The following is a 16166-nucleotide window of genomic DNA, read 5'->3' on the forward strand; positions in this document are numbered from 1 at the left end:
ATCCGAAATCGAATGAGTTTTGTTAGATATAGAAAATTTTAGAATAATTGCTTAGTCGCTTAGGACTTAGAGCCTCTTTCCGGATCAGCCTTCATACGCATTCTTAGAAAGAAATCAATCAGCGGACGTTTAGTCTTGCCGATCAAACCTGTGATTTCGGCACCAATCTGCAGGAAGAATAGCATGATGCAGATGACCACGAACGTAACCCAGTTCGCTTCATATAGAGCTGCTGATGATTGAATGACAGCTAGGATACCGAAAAATGCAGCAATACCATAAATAATAAGTACAGTCTGACGGTGGCTGAAGCCAAGCTCGCGAAGACAGTGATGCAAATGCCCTTTATCTGGCGCGAAGATTGGTTTCTTCTGCAGCTTACGTCGCACGATCGCAAAGAACGTGTCCGACAAAGGTACACCGATAATAAGCAAAGGTGTAATAAATGAAACTACAGCAATCTGTTTAAATCCTAGCAAGGCTAGTAAAGCTAAGCAAAAGCCTAAGAAAAGCGAACCCGTATCTCCCATGAAAATCTTAGCGGGATGGAAGTTAAAGAACAGGAATCCAATAATGCTACCCAGAAGCAACAGACACAACATTGCAACCATGGTGTTTCCCATTACGAAAGCCATTGCCGCAATCGTAGCAATAGCAATTCCTGATACACCAGCCGCAAGCCCGTCCAGCCCGTCAATCAGATTAACGGCATTGGTAACACCGACAATCCAGAAAATCGTAAGCGGGATAGCAATCCAGCTCTCCAGTGAGGAATACGTATTGTTAAATGGAATATTCACAAAATCTACAGTAATACCAAAGCCGAAAACAACGATACATGCTGCGATAATTTGGCCCAGTAGCTTCACTTTTGCTGATAATTCAAATCGGTCATCAAGTGCCCCGATAAGTACAATCAGTCCGCCGCCACACAGCAGCGCTTTAATGAAGTTGACCTCCCGCGGAGTGAACTCGTATGGAATAATCGGCAATACGGCAAGCAGGCCTAACACAAACGCTAGAAAAATAGCTAATCCGCCAAGGCGGGGCATTATTTTCGTGTGCACTTTACGAGCATTCGGCACATCTGTTGCACCAATCTTAATGGCGAATTTCTTCACCAAAGGTGTGAGGCCAAGTGCGAGTCCCATGCATACGATAAATCCAGCGATGTATATGATTAACATTTGATCAGTCGACCCCCATTTCTCTACCGCATTGAATTATACGCTGTTACAAAAACAAATTCCAATCCTTTATTTAGGCTATTTATCTGATTTTCTAGGTGAATATCGGCATTTTACTAGACTTTTGTTACTTTATCTTTCTCACGCACCACTTTTAATGCGAATTTCGGCAGTGCAAGCATTCGTTTGTACCGAGTAGGCTCTTTTAGGAGGCGGTACAACCATTCTATTCTCATTTTTTGGAAGGCTTTTGGTGCCCTTTTACTCTTTCCAGAAATCACGTCAAAGCTGCCGCCGACCCCCATCATGATAGGAACACCCAGTTTGGATTTATATTTAGCAATCCATGGTTCCTGACTATCCGCACCTCTGGCAACAAATAGTAAGTCAGGATTAACCTTAACAATTCCAGCAACAATTTCTTCATCTGCTTCCGGACCAAAATATCCGTCGTGATATCCTGCAATAATAACACCCGGATATTGCAATTGTAACCTTTCAGCGGTTTCCCGAATCACTTCAGGCGTAGAACCAAGGAGATATACCTTCCAACTATATCTTTCACCCTGTCGCATCAATTCATGTAACAGATCATAACCTGCTACCCGTTCTGATACCGGCTCATTACAATAATTAGCAGCCCAAACAACGCCCGTCCCATCGGGGACAACCAATTCAGCCGATTTCATAATATCCATATAAGCTGGATCTTCCAGTGCAGCCATAACCATAATCGGATTTGCTGTAATCACTTGATGCGGGATACGGGTATGAACAGCCTCCGTCAAATAGGCAACTGTTGCTGCCATATCAACTTTCGAGACTCTAATCCCAAAAATAGGAACTGTAGGTACCGCGCTTTCTGCTTTCACTTTAGATCATCCTTTATGGTGAAAATATTCTACAATTTGCCGAGCTGGTGCCCCTGCTTCTTGAATCAACTTGGAAATGACATCTTTCCGTTCTGTTTTCCATTCCTGACCTGTGTTCAAAAGATGGACAATCTCGGCAGCAACATGTTCAGCATCAAGTGCGTTTGTTGCTCCAACAGGATGGCACTGGATTCTTTCCAGAAAATGATCGATCTTCGGATCATAAGAAATACCTATCAGTGGAACACGTCTTCCAGCCGCGTATATCAAGCTATGAAGTCGCATACCGATCAGAACATCGCATTCTCCCACTTCCCGTAGCATCTGTTGTGGGTGAATAGCATCCTCACAAATACTGACCTGCCCACCATGTTCGGTTATACTTCCCTTCAGCTTATCCATCAGATAACGTGAAGCCTCATTGTCCGATGGGGTGTGAAAAGGGAGGAATCGCAAATGTAACGGAACCTCACGGTTGGCCTTAATCAAGCCTTGTGCAAGAGCCTCCAGTTCTCTGCGGTCTTGCTCCCAAAAACGTACCGATATCCCAATCACCGGAAGTGAATCAGATAATTCTAAAGATCGTGTAGCAACATCCGTGTCCTCTGGCAAAGACAAGCCCATTACCGGATCGGGAACAACTTCTACGTTCTTCTGCTCTAGTCCCATAGATAGGAGAAGTTCGCGGGATTGTTCATCCCGCACAGATATATAGTTACATTTACGAAACACGGATTTGATTAACGGGTGAAAAAGTTTGCGATTCACAGGTCCGATACCTTGAGCATAGATAAAAGTTGGTCTACCCATCCACTGCGCAAGCTTAATAATACCTAAATAGTAAGGAATACTCTTACTGCCTGTTACATCCTGCAGCAAGCTGCCCCCGCCACTGATCAGACCAGCGCTCTCATAAATAGCTTGGCGGACTTCAACAAGCTTCATCCGGTGTACGGATTTCACTCCATATGTGGCGCTTGTCCACTCAGGATCAATGGATAGCACGATAGGCTCAATGGATATACCCAAAGCTTGAGACTGTTTCTGCAGTGCAATTAGTATAGACTGCAATACCGCCTCATCTCCACTGTTACGAAAACCATAGTAACCAGAGATAACTATCTTTTTTGGAGTGGCGACCATCGTTTCCAACACCCTTCTGCAATCTGCCATACGACTACGGCAATTATACCAATGATCAGTCCGAGACCAAGACCGAGCAATCCGCGAACCAGCGAGATCAGAACAGGTGAATGAATATGTGCAAAGGTATCCACCATGGAGAGCTGACCGATTACGGCAATAATCATAATAAATGCTGCACTCCGGTATCTAAAGGCTAGGAATGCACCCAAAATTAAGAGTGGGTGAGCCAGTAAAAATTCTTTGTTACGTGGCCGGACACCGACCGTATTCTCTAGGAATGTACGGAAGGCCATTTCTAAAGGTGTTACGTTGCCACCATTTCCAGTTCGGCTCAAATAATACATCCCCACTACCCCAAGAACCGCAGCGGCAATAACCCAAGCCAGTGTAATAGGTGTCCGAAGCAGCTTGCCTGTTTTGTTGAAAACAAACTCTCCACGGTATAAAAGTACATATAGTGCCACAAGGCCGATAGGTGCCATGTGCAGTAGACTAACACCACGGAACTGGTCCAGCACTAAACTGTAGGTTATGTTGTTGAGCAGTGCGATCACGAATGGCACAGCACTCAAAGAAATTAATGAGGTCTTCAGATAAAGCACCAGGCTATGTGTGAACCGACGTTGCGGGCTCATAGCCTTATAGGTAAGGTTATTGCCCCGTAAAGGAGGCCCCATTTCATTGACCTTACGAATGGCAAGTACAACCGCAAGAGTTGGTGCACTTATCGCGGCCGCTAGCGCCAGTGCCTGCTCAAACAGCTCTGGTTTCAATACCAGCAGGCCTGCACTTCCCAGTAATCCTAGCACCCATGCTGGGATCGTAAGCCAAGGAATAAAGTAAGAAATCAGCAGCGCCACTAACGAGACTGCGCCAACTACTGCAACTAGCTTGAAGTAACGCTGATAAGACGAATCTACAACCTCAAAAGCCGTAGCTTGTCCTAACTTAAACCCATTGTCTTTGATCTGCTCAACGGCACCACCAGGATCACTAAGACTCGTGACAAGGTTGTCCAGCGTATCTGTTATCTGTGCCTTAGCTGTATTCCGTGAAGGAATCGTATTTAAATAAATCATGCGGATATTACGATCCTTTGTTGCCAAAGCGAAACGATCCGAGATCACTTTTGGATCTAAGGCAGAATCACCTTCACTAAGGGAATATAACCGTGTTACGTTATAGTCCAGCAAATAAGCAAGCTTGTTAAAGCCCTTCTGCTGTTTCTTAATATTTTCAATCGCTGCAATTCCGATTCCACGTTCTTTAAGGAGGTTTGCAAAGTCAGTGATACTGCCAGTATCGGCATCATCATTAAACCCTTTAACGGACTCTCCTTCGAATAGGATTCGTTTTACACCCAATTCTTCATAACGATCCAACAGCTTCTCAACCGTTGCTTTATTATAAGTCAAAGAATCCACAAGACGCGGTACAATGGTGAACCCTTTGTCATGCAGCATCTCCAGTGTAAATGGATCTGGCTGAAGTGGCTTCAGTGTAGCATCTTCTATTGGAGTCTCAATAATAAGACCTTGTTGTCCGCGGAAACTCCATTCCTTTGAAGTAATCCCAAGATTACCGAATGCCTCTTTAATAACAGGCGCCAGAGCCTGGTAGTAATCAGGATTAGTAAAAAGAACATAAGTATAATTCTCATTCTCCGGAATGATTGTATCCGTAAGATTAGCGATATCAGCCGCACCCCACATCATTAGACGACGCGCCTTACGATAATCTTCCAGCGTGCTTTCGTAAATCGCCATGCTCTGAACACCAGCATCTTTTAGGCGATCTAATTGTTCAGAAATATAATTCTGCGGATTTGCACGATAGCTGGCGACTTCAACTAAATCACGATAATCAAATACAAATTCCACTGTCTTGGAAGACTTCTCCGTCTGCAGACGGTCATAGACAACAGGCAGGGCAGCTAAAACGCCAACCACAACTATAATCCACAGCCACTTTCGGGAAGAAATATTCCAACGTTGCCATTTTTGCTGCACCAAAAGTACCTCCTCTTTCACTTTAAAACTCTTTTTACAAAAGTAGAAACGGATCGTCATCCTTTTAGAGACGGTACCCGTTTCTACGTAAAAAATATAATTTCACAATATAGAATGCGCTCTATATTCTTATTTTATTGTTCCCCGTCAACACGGGCCATAACCTGTTTGGATAGTGTAGCTACCTTGTCTTTAGCATTCTGCAAGGATTCACCCACAACCGCAAAATAAACTTTAATCTTTGGTTCGGTACCGGAAGGACGCAAGCAGAACCATGAACCGTCAGCGAGCAAATATTTCAATACATTTTCCTTCGGCAGACCATTCAAGCCTAGTGAATAATCCAGCACCTCTGTAACGGCAGATCCGGCAATTTCTTGTGGTGCATTTGTACGCCAATCATTCATAATACCTTGAATTTGCGCAACGCCATCCTTGCCCTTTAAGGTACGGGACTCCAGGCTTTCCAAGAAGTATCCGAACTGCTCATACAATTCCTGAAGAACATCATATAGTGTTTTGCCTTGAGCTTTGTAATAAGCACCTGCTTCAGCGATCAACATAGCCGCAAGAACGGCGTCCTTATCACGAGCATAGTTACCTGCAAGATAACCATAGCTTTCTTCATAACCGAAAAGATATGTGTAATCTCCGGATTGTTCGAATTGAGTCATTTTTTCGCCAATATATTTGAAGCCCGTTAGCGTATTAAATACAGTTGCACCATAATGAGAAGCTACAGCAGCCCCCATCTCGCTCGTCACGATAGTCTTCACAACTGCACCATTGCTAGGCAACTTACCTTGTTCCTGTAAACGGCTCAAATAATAATGAATCATCAGAGCTCCAGATTGATTGCCCGACAAAACAACAAATTTACCTTCATTGTCGCGAACCACTGCCCCCATACGGTCTGCATCGGGATCCGTACCAATTAAGAGATCCGCATTCAACTCTTCACCCAGCTTCATAGCTAGTGTAAATGCTTCGCGCTCCTCTGGGTTCGGCGATTTCACAGTAGAAAATTCGGAATCTGGTTGCTCTTGCTCAGGTACTACATGCACCTGTGTGAACCCAATTTTCTCAAGCACACGACGAACTGGCAGATTACCAGTACCATGTAGCGGGGTGTATACGATTTTGAAGTCTTTACCAAGCGTAGAGGCAATCTCTTCACTTGCAAGACTAACCGCAGCGACAGTATCGGTAAACGCTTCGTCATCCTTCTCACCAAGCCAGTGCAGCAAACCTTGGCGCTCCGCTTCTTCTTGGGAAATCCGTTTCACACCATCAAAAGTGTCAACCCCTAATATGTAAGAAATGACCTTTTCGGCTTCGTCAGGAACAAGCTGTCCCCCTTCAGAATTATAAACTTTATACCCGTTATATTCTGGCGGATTATGACTTGCAGTAATAACAATACCACCCGTTGCCTTCAAATGACGTACGCTGAACGAGAGTTGCGGTGTTGAACGCAGAGAAGTGAATAAATGAGCCTCAATGCCATTAGCAGCCAATACTAGAGCAGCCTCAAGCGTGAATTCTGGCGAGAATCGACGGGAGTCATGAGCGATAACAACAGAAGGTCTTCCCTCTCCAGTATGCTTTTCCAGAATATAATTAGCGAAACCTTGTGTAGCTCTGCCTACCGTATAACGATTGATACGATTACTACCCGCACCAATTACACCGCGTAGACCACCTGTACCAAATTCTAGATCTCTATAAAATCGTTCCTCAAGCTCCTGTGGTTCGTTCTCCAGCGCACGCAGCTCCGCCTTCGTAGACTCATCGACAGAGGCGTTCTCCAGCCAGCGAGATAAGGTTTCTGCCGCTTTTGGGCTTAATTGAGTCATTTAGAATCTCTCCTTCTCCATGTATAATATATTTTTGCTAATTAATATTAGCTCAGAGCAAACATAATTTCCCCAGAGGCAACAACTTTTCCATCAACCGATGCAGTAGCTTGTCCTTTTCCAATACTGCCCTTAAGGCGGGTAATCTCCACTTCAAGAGTGAGCGTATCTCCCGGTACAACTTGACCACGGAAACGGAATCCATCCAGCCCAGCTAAAAATCCAATTCGGCCGCGATTCGCTTCTACCCCCAGAATAGCAACTGCACCAACTTGGGCAAGCGCTTCTGTAATCAATACACCCGGCATTACCGGATAACCTGGAAAATGACCTGCGAAGAAAGGTTCATTGATCGTTACATTTTTGATGCCTACAGCTCGTTTACCCATTTCAATCTCTGTGATTTTGTCCACCAGCAGAAATGGAGGCCGATGGGGGATGATTTCTTGAATTTGGTTAATATCCAGCATTATAACAAAACTCCTTTCGGATGTTACTTCATTTATTCTTCGCCGAACTGCATAAATTTAGGCAGCTTCGGTAAAAACTATAACTATCCTTCACCACCTGCAGAAGTGGAGGTTAAGATAAGGGGCTTTCTCCACCGGATGCGACAGCATGGCGGAGAGGGCCCTTTTTGCTGCCCGTGGCCCCCCACCATTATACATTTATCCGTATAAAAAAGAAAACTCCCTTATACAACAAGGGAGTCATTATCCTCTTTAATTATGGAGCAAAAACCAAATCATATACATGTCTCCATGTGCTCCATTGTAGAACATCGCTAAACTCTTTTTTGCCAAGGACGACGTAACCGACGACCAGCCCGCCTCCAAGTGCAGCTACGAGAAGCAAAGGAATAAGAATCCACTGGATGAGTGTCCATTTTGATAATCCTCGCTGCTTCGTCTCTTTTTTGTCTTCGGGTTTGTCTTCCGACTTCACCTTTTTCTTACGTTCCATTCCTTCACCTCTACCCGCGCATGTTATTGGCCAGACCTAGCATCTGATCACTTGAAGAAAGCGCCCGAGCTGCGAGTTGATACGTACGTTGAATCTGCATCATTTCTGTCATTTCTGTGGTCATGTCGACATTCGACTGCTCCAGCCACCCTGAGCGCACTCCAATTCCAGAAGCCTCACCTGCCGCTCTTTGAACAAAAGCCTGCTGTGCTGTTACTCCATCGGCAAGCATATAGAAATTTCCGTCCACTGCCTTTAAAGCATTCTGTGTCTTAGGTTCTACAATCATTATAGTACCCGCTACCTGAACAGGTCCATTCTCAGTCTGTTTCGTTAATACACGACCAGATTCATCGATAGCCGCATTCACGCCCACAGGAACCGTTAAAGGATTACCTGCTGTATTCAGTACCGAATTCCCCGTATTATCTACAAGGACCATCTTCGTTGCATCGGTGGTGTCCGGAGTAAAGTGAAAGTCACCTTGTCGTGTATAAGCTGTAGTTCCATTGACCTGAACTCCAAAAAGCCCATTACCTTGAATCGCCAAATCGGTTGGATTACCGGTTTCTTTAAGAGGTCCTTCTTCCCAATTGGTCGTAATCGAAGGCACATAAGTCCCAAAACCGATATTAAAACCCAGCGGTGTAGCGCGGCCCGGCTGATCATAGTCATCTGATTGCTGCTGTACACGAGTCAGCACATCCTCAAAGGAGCCTTGCTTGCGCTTATAGCCATTTGTATCCATATTGGCTAGATTATCCGCTATAATATCAAGCCGCTTCTGAAGGCTGGACATGGAGACTGCTGCACTAATCGTTGAGTTGTTCATAGATCAAACCTCCTATAAGCTTTACCTGTAAAGCTCAGTTCATAAGTAGTGCCTATACCCTGCCGACTTCAGTTACAGCCTTTTGCAAGCTGCTATCATAATATTGAACGATCTTTTGGTTTGCTTCATAAGCCCGGTATGCAGCATTCAAATCTACAGTAACCTGGGTAGGGTCAACATTAGAGCCCTCTAAGTATCCTTGACGCACCTGCAAGTTATCAGTTGCATTGGAGTAACGAATGTCCGCCGCCGCTATATCAACAGCGTGAAACACACCTTTACCATCACGCACAAGCTCCTGCGGCTTTGTAACTACACTCACACCAATTTTGGTCCCTGTCGGAAGTCCTGTTTCTGGATTTAGTACATTCCCCTGCCCGTCCACTTTAAGGGTGTCCTGATTTCCTGTCAAGACAAGAGGCTTGCCAGTGGAATCAAGAACCTTGAAACCTCCACTGCTCAAAACTTCTCCCGTAGCTGCATTTACTGAGAAACTTCCATTTCGGGTAAATAAGTTATTGCCTTCAGCATCCTGTACTGTAAAGAAAGCCTGTGGACGGTAAATAACCTCACCATCAGGGCTTACATATTTCCCCGAACCATCAAAAGATATATTCTGACCCGTCACAGGGTCCGTGACTTGCAAATCCGTAGATAAAGCAAAATCCATAGACTTGCCGCTCTCTCTTAAATCACCCTGTAAGTATTGGGATATCGACTGTTCTGCAAAAACCCCCGTGTTAAGGCGCCCAACCGGCGTGGTATTGCCATTACTCATAGCCGAGATCAAGACATCCGGAAAAGCATGATTAACACTATCAACCTGCTTATATCCCGTTGTATTTAAGTTAGCAATGTTCTGTGTTGCCGTATCGTGTCTACGTTGCTGCGCAACCATACCTGCAGCGGCCGTATATAATCCTCTTATCATGAAGGTAGTCTCCTTCCGAATCTAATGCTACCTTTTATATCGGCTGCTTAGAACTTTTTCTTAACGACCTTGTCCAAATTGTCCAGCATAATCCCTGTTCCCTTTACTACACAATGCATAGGGTCTTCCGCAACCCAGACAGGTACATGTAATTCTTCTGAGAGCAGCTCGTCCAATCCGTTAAGCAAAGCACCTCCACCAGTAAGAACAACACCCCGGTCAATGATGTCCGCAGACAATTCTGGTGGTGTACGCTCCAGTACCGATTTAGCTGCAGCCACAATAGAAGAAACCGGATCCCACAATGCTTCCTTTACCTCACCAGCCGTAATAGTGAGCGTCTGGGGAAGTCCGCTTACCATGTCCCGGCCGCGAATATCCATTTCGGACTTCATCAAACCAGGTCGAACCGTACCAATAGTAACCTTAATATCCTCTGCTGTCCGTTCACCGATCAACAATTTATACTTTTGTTTAATATATCTTAAAATGGCCTCGTCGAACTTGTCTCCAGCGACTTTAATCGAAGAAGCGGTAACGACGTCGCCCATAGAAAGTACGGCTACATCCGTCGTTCCGCCACCGATATCGACGACCATATTTCCACTTGGTTGATAAATGTCCATTCCCGCTCCAATCGCAGCGGCCTTTGGCTCTTCTTCCATAAACACTTCCTTAGCCCCGCTACGTTCTGCCGCTTCCCTTATGGACTTCTGTTCCACAGATGTAATATTTGTAGGGGCGCATATCAGAATGCGAGGCCGTGAGTACCAGGTACGACCGCCAACACGGTCAATAAAATACTTCAGCATCATTTCCGTGATTTCAAAATCCGCAATGACACCATCCCGTAAAGGACGGATAGTTGTTATATTTCCAGGTGTACGTCCAACCATGCGACGTGCCTGTTCTCCCACCGCAAGGACTCTCTTCGTATCACTTTCAAGTGTGACCACGGAAGGTTCATCCAGAACGACTCCCCTTCCCTTAACATGTATGAGCACATTGGCCGTGCCGAGGTCGATTCCGATATCCTTGCTAAACATAATGAAAGAGCCCCCAAAGTGTTATTTTAATTGAAAAAACAGCAGTTAGTACTAAATTTAAAAATAACATACTTTAGGGGAAGTACACAATGTTTTAAAGCTGAATATTTCCTTAAATTTCCGAAAATCTCATGGCTTTGATGCTACAGCAACCTCACGTTTTTTCCCCGTCGTTTTTTTATATTTAATTTTTGTGGCTTCTCCCCCCCGAAGATGTCGGATGGATTTGTGATATTCAAGAATGTGCTTCACCTGATCAGCCAGATCAGGGTTGATCTCTGGCAGACGCTCAGTCAAGTCTTTGTGCACCGTGCTCTTTGAAACGCCAAATTCCTTGGCTATGGTCCGGACCGTATGCCTGGTTTCCACGATGCAGCGTCCGATTTTGATCGTACGTTCCTTGATGTAATCGTGCACGCTCCCGCCTCCCAACTGTGGATAGTTTGGTACATTATATGAGGGGCGGGCTTATATATTCGCGCTTTCAAGACATGACAAGCCTGGGAGGGCTCATTTTATTTAATGGACAACCTAAGAAGCCTTGTTATTCGCAAGCCGGAACGTTATTAGTCCTTTAGAACATGCAGCCGTTTCTCGCAGAAAATAAGGCTCTTTATAAGCATGCAGCTTAAGAAGAGCCTTGTTCACAAAAAAATAGGGGGCTTTCGCCCCCCGCTATAGCTATTCTTATCGCCCTGGCAATAACTCAGATGGATTAACTACGTTACCATCCTTATACACTTCAAAGTGTACATGATTACCGAGGTTCTTCTCGAGTTCACTGCGACCTGCTGTTGCAAGAGTATCCCCTTGTTTCACAACATCGCCTTTTTTAACTTTCGTGTCGCCAAGACTTTGGTACACGGTCTTCATGTTACCTTGATGAGTAATCTCAATTACCTTACCTAGTACCGCAACATCTTCCACTCTAGTTACTTCACCGCTAAGCGCTGCTTTAACGTCGAATGTGTTGTTGTCTTCACGGGCAAGATCAATACCGACATTAGGAATAAATTTGTCGTTATACTGCACCATGGCGGCAACGTGATTGTCCTCTGTACCATTCTCATCATAGTACGGCTTGACCACTTCTACTTCCCCTGGATTGGCTACTGGCCAAGCCAAGCTTTCCGCTGAAGCAAGAACTTCAAGGGCATCTGGATTACTGTTAGCAGTACCAGCTTCGTTAGTCGAAGCTCCTACTTGCTGTGTTGTGGCGGCGGTGTCCAGCGGCTTTTGGCCGGCATCCTGATAGACCCACACCAAGGTTAGTATAATTGCCGCTGCCGCCGTGTAGACTGCTGGGAACACCCAACGTTTAGATAACATCTTGCTCCATGAAGAAGGTTTAGCACCTGAATCTCCCTGCGATTTTTTGAGAGATTCATCATGGTTTGTTTTGTTTTTGTCTTGTTCATTCATATGGTTATCACCTCAGTAACCAGTGTTACCGGGCTTCTATCTTTTATACGTATCTTTCAAGTTATTTTTTCAGAAGAGTTGAGATTTGCGTAAAAGAGATACCACTGTAATAGTGTTTGAGAATTTGAGTAGCCGTTCCGCCTTCCTTGGCCATTCCATTTGCTCCCCACTGACTCATTCCCACACCATGCCCATTTCCGAAGGTAGTTATAAAGATTTTGTTCCCTTTTCGACCCCAACTGAATTGGCTGGAACGTAACCCTAGCTTCTCTCTTACTTCTCTTCCAGTAAAAATAGTACCGCCGATAGAGATTTCTTTAACCCGATGTCCAGTGGTAAGAGACAACACTTCTACCGGCAATTCAGAAGAAGTAGATATCTTCTTAGTTGGGACTGAATGGGTCATTTCTTTGGAAGCAGGGATTACGCTGTCGTTTAACCCAAGTCTAGTAAGTATTTCCGAAATGGTGAAGGTCGTTGTCACCGCATAGTTTGGCGTAATCTCTTTCTCCCAAGGACTCGTCACACTGCGCAGATAGGGAATTGCCGCATTCCAGTATTCTTCCGAGTTCTCCGTATATCCTCCACTGGAGGCGAAAAAGGAGGCCGTAATCGGCTGCCCTTTATAGGTCATAATGACACCGCGCGTCTCAAGGACCGCGCGCTGAAGCTTAGCGAGATCGGCGCTTCTTCCGCCGAGCTTCCACTCCCGTTCCAGCGTGTCCTTAGATACGTAAGCCTGATGGCTTACCGTATCGGTTACATCCGCCCCCGGAACGGGGACGCCGCTCCTGTCGCCAGCCAGCAGGCGGCGAAGGATAAAGGTGCGGGCCGCTACGGCCTGCGCTTTGAGCGCTTCAAGCTCAAAGCTGGCCGGCATCTCGGCCGCAAGCACGCCGCTGACGTATTCCTCCAGCGGCAGTGTCTCTATTTGTCCGCTACGCGACAAATAGACGGAGACCTTCGGCTGCGCCGCTTCCTGCGCAGCCGCCTCCGGCCCTGCGGGTGCGGCCGGTGCGGCCGTAACCGCCGGCAGAGCCGGAGGCGTCGGTTGTCCCCGGTGCAGCGGGACAACCACCAGTGGAATCAGCAGCGCCGCCAGGATAGGCGCTGCGAACCAGGCGACGGGACCAAGTCGCCTGAGCCGGGGACCAAGGGGACGCGAGTGCCAGCGCGTTGACTTGTTACGTCGCAAGTAGTGGAAATCTTTCATCTCTATGGCTCCTTCCGTGAGTCACTGTTGATTCTTATAGATATGAATTTTCAGCAACTACTAGAACAACATTTGAGAGAAAGAGAGTAGCATTCTCGTATCTACCACTATGCCCCGTGTTTGAGAAATACAAACGAAAAAAATCCCCATTAGATGAGGATTTAGAGATACATTCTTAACAATAAAAAAGACCAGGCCGCATCACTGCAGCCTGATCTCACCTAATGACTGATATTATACCCAAGTTGCTTGAACCTGAAAGCGAGGTTTAACTTCTTCGCTTTTATTCGATTCACTCTTGGCAATTTCTGGTTTAAGAGTTTCATCCTTCACTGTTTGTACAGCTGTGTCTTCCATGGAAATACGCCAAATTTCCGCACCTAGTCCAGACAGCTTCTCAGCCAAATGTACGTATCCACGGTCAATATGATGAGTTCCACTTACCTCAGTAGTACCTTCAGCAACCAGACCTGCCAAAATAAGCGCAGCTCCCGCACGTAGATCCGTAGCACATACTTTGGCTCCGACCAATTGTGCATTACCTGTAACGATTGCTGAGCGACCTTCGATCTTAATCTCAGCATTCATGTTATGGAATTCGTCCACATGCATGAATCGGTTCTCGAATACAGTTTCCGTAACGACACTAGTACCTTCAGAGCGCAGCAATAATGCCATCATTTGTGACTGCATATCCGTTGGAAAGCCTGGATACGGCAAAGTCTTCAAATCAACAGCTTTAAGAGGTTTGTCACTAATTACACGAACCCCGTTCTCATCAGGAATAATGGTTACGCCCATCTCTTCCATTTTAGCAATGACAGGTCCCAAGTGATCAGCGATTGCGCCTTCCACATATACATCGCCACCTGTAATTGCTGCAGCAGCCATATAGGTGCCGGCTTCAATACGGTCAGGAATCACATGATGCTTAACGCCATGCAGGCGTTCAACACCTTCAATACGGATAACACCAGTTCCTGCACCGCGCACGATTCCACCCATGCCGTTCAAATAGTTGGCTAGGTCTACAATTTCAGGTTCTTTGGCCGCATTCTCAATCACGGTCACACCTTCGGCTAGTGTTGCAGCCATCATTATATTTTCGGTCGCACCCACGCTAGCTACATCCAAATACACTTTAGCTCCGCGCAGGCGACCGTTACTTTTCGCTTCAATGTAGCCCTGGCCGAGACTAATCTCCGCACCAAGCGCTTCAAATCCTTTCAAATGTTGATCTATCGGTCGTGTGCCAATGGCGCAGCCGCCAGGCAAAGAAATTCTTGTCTGACCAAGCCGAGATAACAGAGGTCCCATGACTAAAAAAGACGCCCGCATTTTTCGTACCCATTCATAAGGTGCTTCACAGGAAGTGATGTTTGTAGCATCCACCTGGATAATATCGTTTTGATATGTAACCCCTGCACCCAAAGATTCCAGCATTTTTGAGATCGTCATTACATCATCAAGCGGAGGTGCGTCCACAATGACGCTTACTCCTTCTTCTGCCAATAGAGAGGCGGCTATGATCGGTAATACGGAATTTTTTGCGCCGCTAACTTTCACGCTCCCGGTCAATCTGTTGCCACCGCGGACGATAAATTTGCTCATTTTCGGTTTCCCTCCGCGTCCATTATTTCTTAAATTATTTTTTAGATTAAAAGTAATTGCAAAAAAATTCGCATACTCCATCAATATGCCCTTTTAACCGGGCATGTTCCTTAAAGTTCAGTGTTGACATAATAAAACCTTATTATTCGACACTTTTTGACCACTGCGACCTATGACACTTATAACCAAACTACATATTCCTAAAACATATAGCGGATCATCCCACTCCAGCTAAGGTAATCCAGAAAGAATCCTGCAACTAAACGACCAAGTACAATGGCCAGAAGCAAGTGCAGCAGCCTTCCCTGAGGACTCTTGGGATATCTTATGACCAAATCCAGCTTAAGGTTCTGCAATGCCCACCAAGATAATACAACACTGAGCAAAGAAACAATCATTGAGATCATGCTGCTGGTTCCAGCTGCACTAGACCATCCATTGGACAATATATCCCCCATGCTAACCCTCCGTGTTCGTATTACTCGGAAATCGACTCTTATATCATACTTGTGCAGGGCAAAAGAATCCAGTACTTTTACAAATTTTTAAACAATTCAATGCCAATATCCAAGAAAATGAAGAAATCTTAACCTTAAATACATAGATTACTATAATAAAAAAAGCAGTCAAGCTTAGAGCTTGACCGCTAATAACCTACTGTTGTCCTTTACCAGTGGACACTTTAATCCGTGTAACAGCGCGTTGCAGCGCCAACTCCGCACGGCGGTGATCGATATCATCTTGTTTGCTACGAGTCTGGAGACGGCGTTGAGCCCGTTCTCTAGCGGCTTCGGCGCGCTCAACATCAATATCTGTTGGCAGCTCGGCACTTTCGGCCAGCACTGTTACCTTGTCCTTATGCACTTCAACGAACCCGCCATGAACGGCGATGGAAATCGTAACACCGTCCGATTTGACGGATAACGGAGCAACCTGAAGTGGAGTCACAAGCGGAATGTGTCCAGGCAAAATACCCAACTCGCCTTCGACTCCCCGTACTGTCAAGCTATTCACTTGTTTAGAATAGACGAGATGCTCCGGCGTGACAATTTCCAACAAAAAGGTATTCACTTCCATT

Annotated in this window: 16 protein-coding genes; all 16 read right to left on the minus strand. The window is 45.6% G+C overall.

The genetic code is table 11. The features are described 5' to 3' along the window. Positions 1–59: 59 nt before the first annotated feature. Positions 60–1187, minus strand: coding sequence for a glycosyltransferase family 4 protein (locus R50345_RS27910; protein WP_042131352.1), 1128 nt, complete (start codon positions 1185–1187; stop codon positions 60–62). A gap of 116 nt (positions 1188–1303) precedes the next feature. Next, the gene (locus tag R50345_RS27915) at positions 1304–2059 is read right to left on the minus strand and encodes a WecB/TagA/CpsF family glycosyltransferase (RefSeq protein WP_042131353.1); all 756 of its coding nucleotides are present in this window, start codon (positions 2057–2059) and stop codon (positions 1304–1306) included. A gap of 6 nt (positions 2060–2065) precedes the next feature. Beyond that, positions 2066–3202: a polysaccharide pyruvyl transferase CsaB gene (gene csaB / locus R50345_RS27920; RefSeq protein WP_042131354.1), complete on the minus strand. Its 1137-nt coding sequence runs from the start codon at positions 3200–3202 to the stop codon at positions 2066–2068. Further along, complete coding sequence (locus R50345_RS27925) at positions 3178–5214, minus strand: DUF5693 family protein (RefSeq protein ID WP_042131355.1); 2037 nt, start codon at positions 5212–5214, stop codon at positions 3178–3180. Before R50345_RS27925 ends, csaB begins: the two co-directional genes overlap by 25 nt. Positions 5215–5348: 134 nt before the next feature. After that, positions 5349–7070, minus strand: coding sequence for a phospho-sugar mutase (locus tag R50345_RS27930; RefSeq protein ID WP_042131356.1), 1722 nt, complete (start codon positions 7068–7070; stop codon positions 5349–5351). A gap of 47 nt (positions 7071–7117) precedes the next feature. Continuing rightward, positions 7118–7540: a 3-hydroxyacyl-ACP dehydratase FabZ gene (gene fabZ / locus R50345_RS27935; protein ID WP_042131357.1), complete on the minus strand. Its 423-nt coding sequence runs from the start codon at positions 7538–7540 to the stop codon at positions 7118–7120. A gap of 256 nt (positions 7541–7796) precedes the next feature. Further along, entirely contained in the window at positions 7797–8033 is a 237-nt protein-coding gene (locus R50345_RS27940) for a DNA-directed RNA polymerase subunit beta (protein WP_042131358.1), read from the minus strand. 10 nt (positions 8034–8043) lie between these two features. Then, positions 8044–8865 carry a flagellar hook-basal body protein gene (locus R50345_RS27945; RefSeq protein ID WP_042131359.1) on the minus strand — a complete coding sequence of 274 codons (822 nt, stop codon included), beginning with the start codon at positions 8863–8865 and terminating at the stop codon, positions 8044–8046. A 52-nt stretch (positions 8866–8917) separates the two neighbouring features. After that, positions 8918–9796, minus strand: a complete 879-nt coding sequence (locus R50345_RS27950; protein WP_042131360.1) for a flagellar hook-basal body protein — start codon at positions 9794–9796, stop codon at positions 8918–8920. Positions 9797–9843: 47 nt separating this feature from the next. Next, on the minus strand, positions 9844–10842 hold the full coding sequence (locus R50345_RS27955) for a rod shape-determining protein (RefSeq protein ID WP_042131361.1): 999 nt from the start codon (positions 10840–10842) through the stop codon (positions 9844–9846). A gap of 129 nt (positions 10843–10971) precedes the next feature. After that, positions 10972–11259: a sporulation transcriptional regulator SpoIIID gene (gene spoIIID / locus R50345_RS27960; protein ID WP_019915029.1), complete on the minus strand. Its 288-nt coding sequence runs from the start codon at positions 11257–11259 to the stop codon at positions 10972–10974. A gap of 270 nt (positions 11260–11529) precedes the next feature. After that, positions 11530–12264, minus strand: coding sequence for a M23 family metallopeptidase (locus R50345_RS27965; protein WP_042131362.1), 735 nt, complete (start codon positions 12262–12264; stop codon positions 11530–11532). A gap of 61 nt (positions 12265–12325) precedes the next feature. Then, positions 12326–13477 (minus strand): stage II sporulation protein D, encoded by a 1152-nt coding sequence (gene spoIID / locus R50345_RS27970; protein ID WP_042131363.1) that lies wholly within the window; start codon positions 13475–13477, stop codon positions 12326–12328. 234 nt (positions 13478–13711) lie between these two features. Continuing rightward, positions 13712–15088 carry a UDP-N-acetylglucosamine 1-carboxyvinyltransferase gene (murA, locus tag R50345_RS27975; protein ID WP_042132537.1) on the minus strand — a complete coding sequence of 459 codons (1377 nt, stop codon included), beginning with the start codon at positions 15086–15088 and terminating at the stop codon, positions 13712–13714. 200 nt (positions 15089–15288) lie between these two features. Then, positions 15289–15546 (minus strand): DUF1146 family protein, encoded by a 258-nt coding sequence (locus tag R50345_RS27980; protein ID WP_042131364.1) that lies wholly within the window; start codon positions 15544–15546, stop codon positions 15289–15291. Positions 15547–15742: 196 nt separating this feature from the next. Continuing rightward, positions 15743–16159, minus strand: a complete 417-nt coding sequence (locus R50345_RS27985; protein ID WP_042131365.1) for a F0F1 ATP synthase subunit epsilon — start codon at positions 16157–16159, stop codon at positions 15743–15745. Positions 16160–16166 lie beyond the last annotated feature (7 nt).

Source organism: Paenibacillus sp. FSL R5-0345 (assembly GCF_000758585.1).
Classification (GTDB): domain Bacteria; phylum Bacillota; class Bacilli; order Paenibacillales; family Paenibacillaceae; genus Paenibacillus_AQ.

Excerpts from the sequence above, each read along its gene's own strand:
- R50345_RS27910 (WP_042131352.1), bottom strand. The coding sequence starts at position 1,187 with ATGTTAATCATATACATCGCTGGATTTATCGTATGCATGGGACTCGCA.
- R50345_RS27940 (WP_042131358.1), bottom strand. The coding sequence starts at position 8,033 with ATGGAACGTAAGAAAAAGGTGAAGTCGGAAGACAAACCCGAAGACAAA.
- csaB (WP_042131354.1), bottom strand. The coding sequence starts at position 3,202 with ATGGTCGCCACTCCAAAAAAGATAGTTATCTCTGGTTACTATGGTTTT.
- R50345_RS27955 (WP_042131361.1), bottom strand. The coding sequence starts at position 10,842 with ATGTTTAGCAAGGATATCGGAATCGACCTCGGCACGGCCAATGTGCTC.
- R50345_RS27930 (WP_042131356.1), bottom strand. The coding sequence starts at position 7,070 with ATGACTCAATTAAGCCCAAAAGCGGCAGAAACCTTATCTCGCTGGCTG.
- fabZ (WP_042131357.1), bottom strand. The coding sequence starts at position 7,540 with ATGCTGGATATTAACCAAATTCAAGAAATCATCCCCCATCGGCCTCCA.
- R50345_RS27950 (WP_042131360.1), bottom strand. The coding sequence starts at position 9,796 with ATGATAAGAGGATTATATACGGCCGCTGCAGGTATGGTTGCGCAGCAA.
- murA (WP_042132537.1), bottom strand. The coding sequence starts at position 15,088 with ATGAGCAAATTTATCGTCCGCGGTGGCAACAGATTGACCGGGAGCGTG.
- R50345_RS27965 (WP_042131362.1), bottom strand. The coding sequence starts at position 12,264 with ATGAATGAACAAGACAAAAACAAAACAAACCATGATGAATCTCTCAAA.
- R50345_RS27945 (WP_042131359.1), bottom strand. The coding sequence starts at position 8,865 with ATGAACAACTCAACGATTAGTGCAGCAGTCTCCATGTCCAGCCTTCAG.
- R50345_RS27980 (WP_042131364.1), bottom strand. The coding sequence starts at position 15,546 with ATGGGGGATATATTGTCCAATGGATGGTCTAGTGCAGCTGGAACCAGC.
- spoIID (WP_042131363.1), bottom strand. The coding sequence starts at position 13,477 with ATGAAAGATTTCCACTACTTGCGACGTAACAAGTCAACGCGCTGGCAC.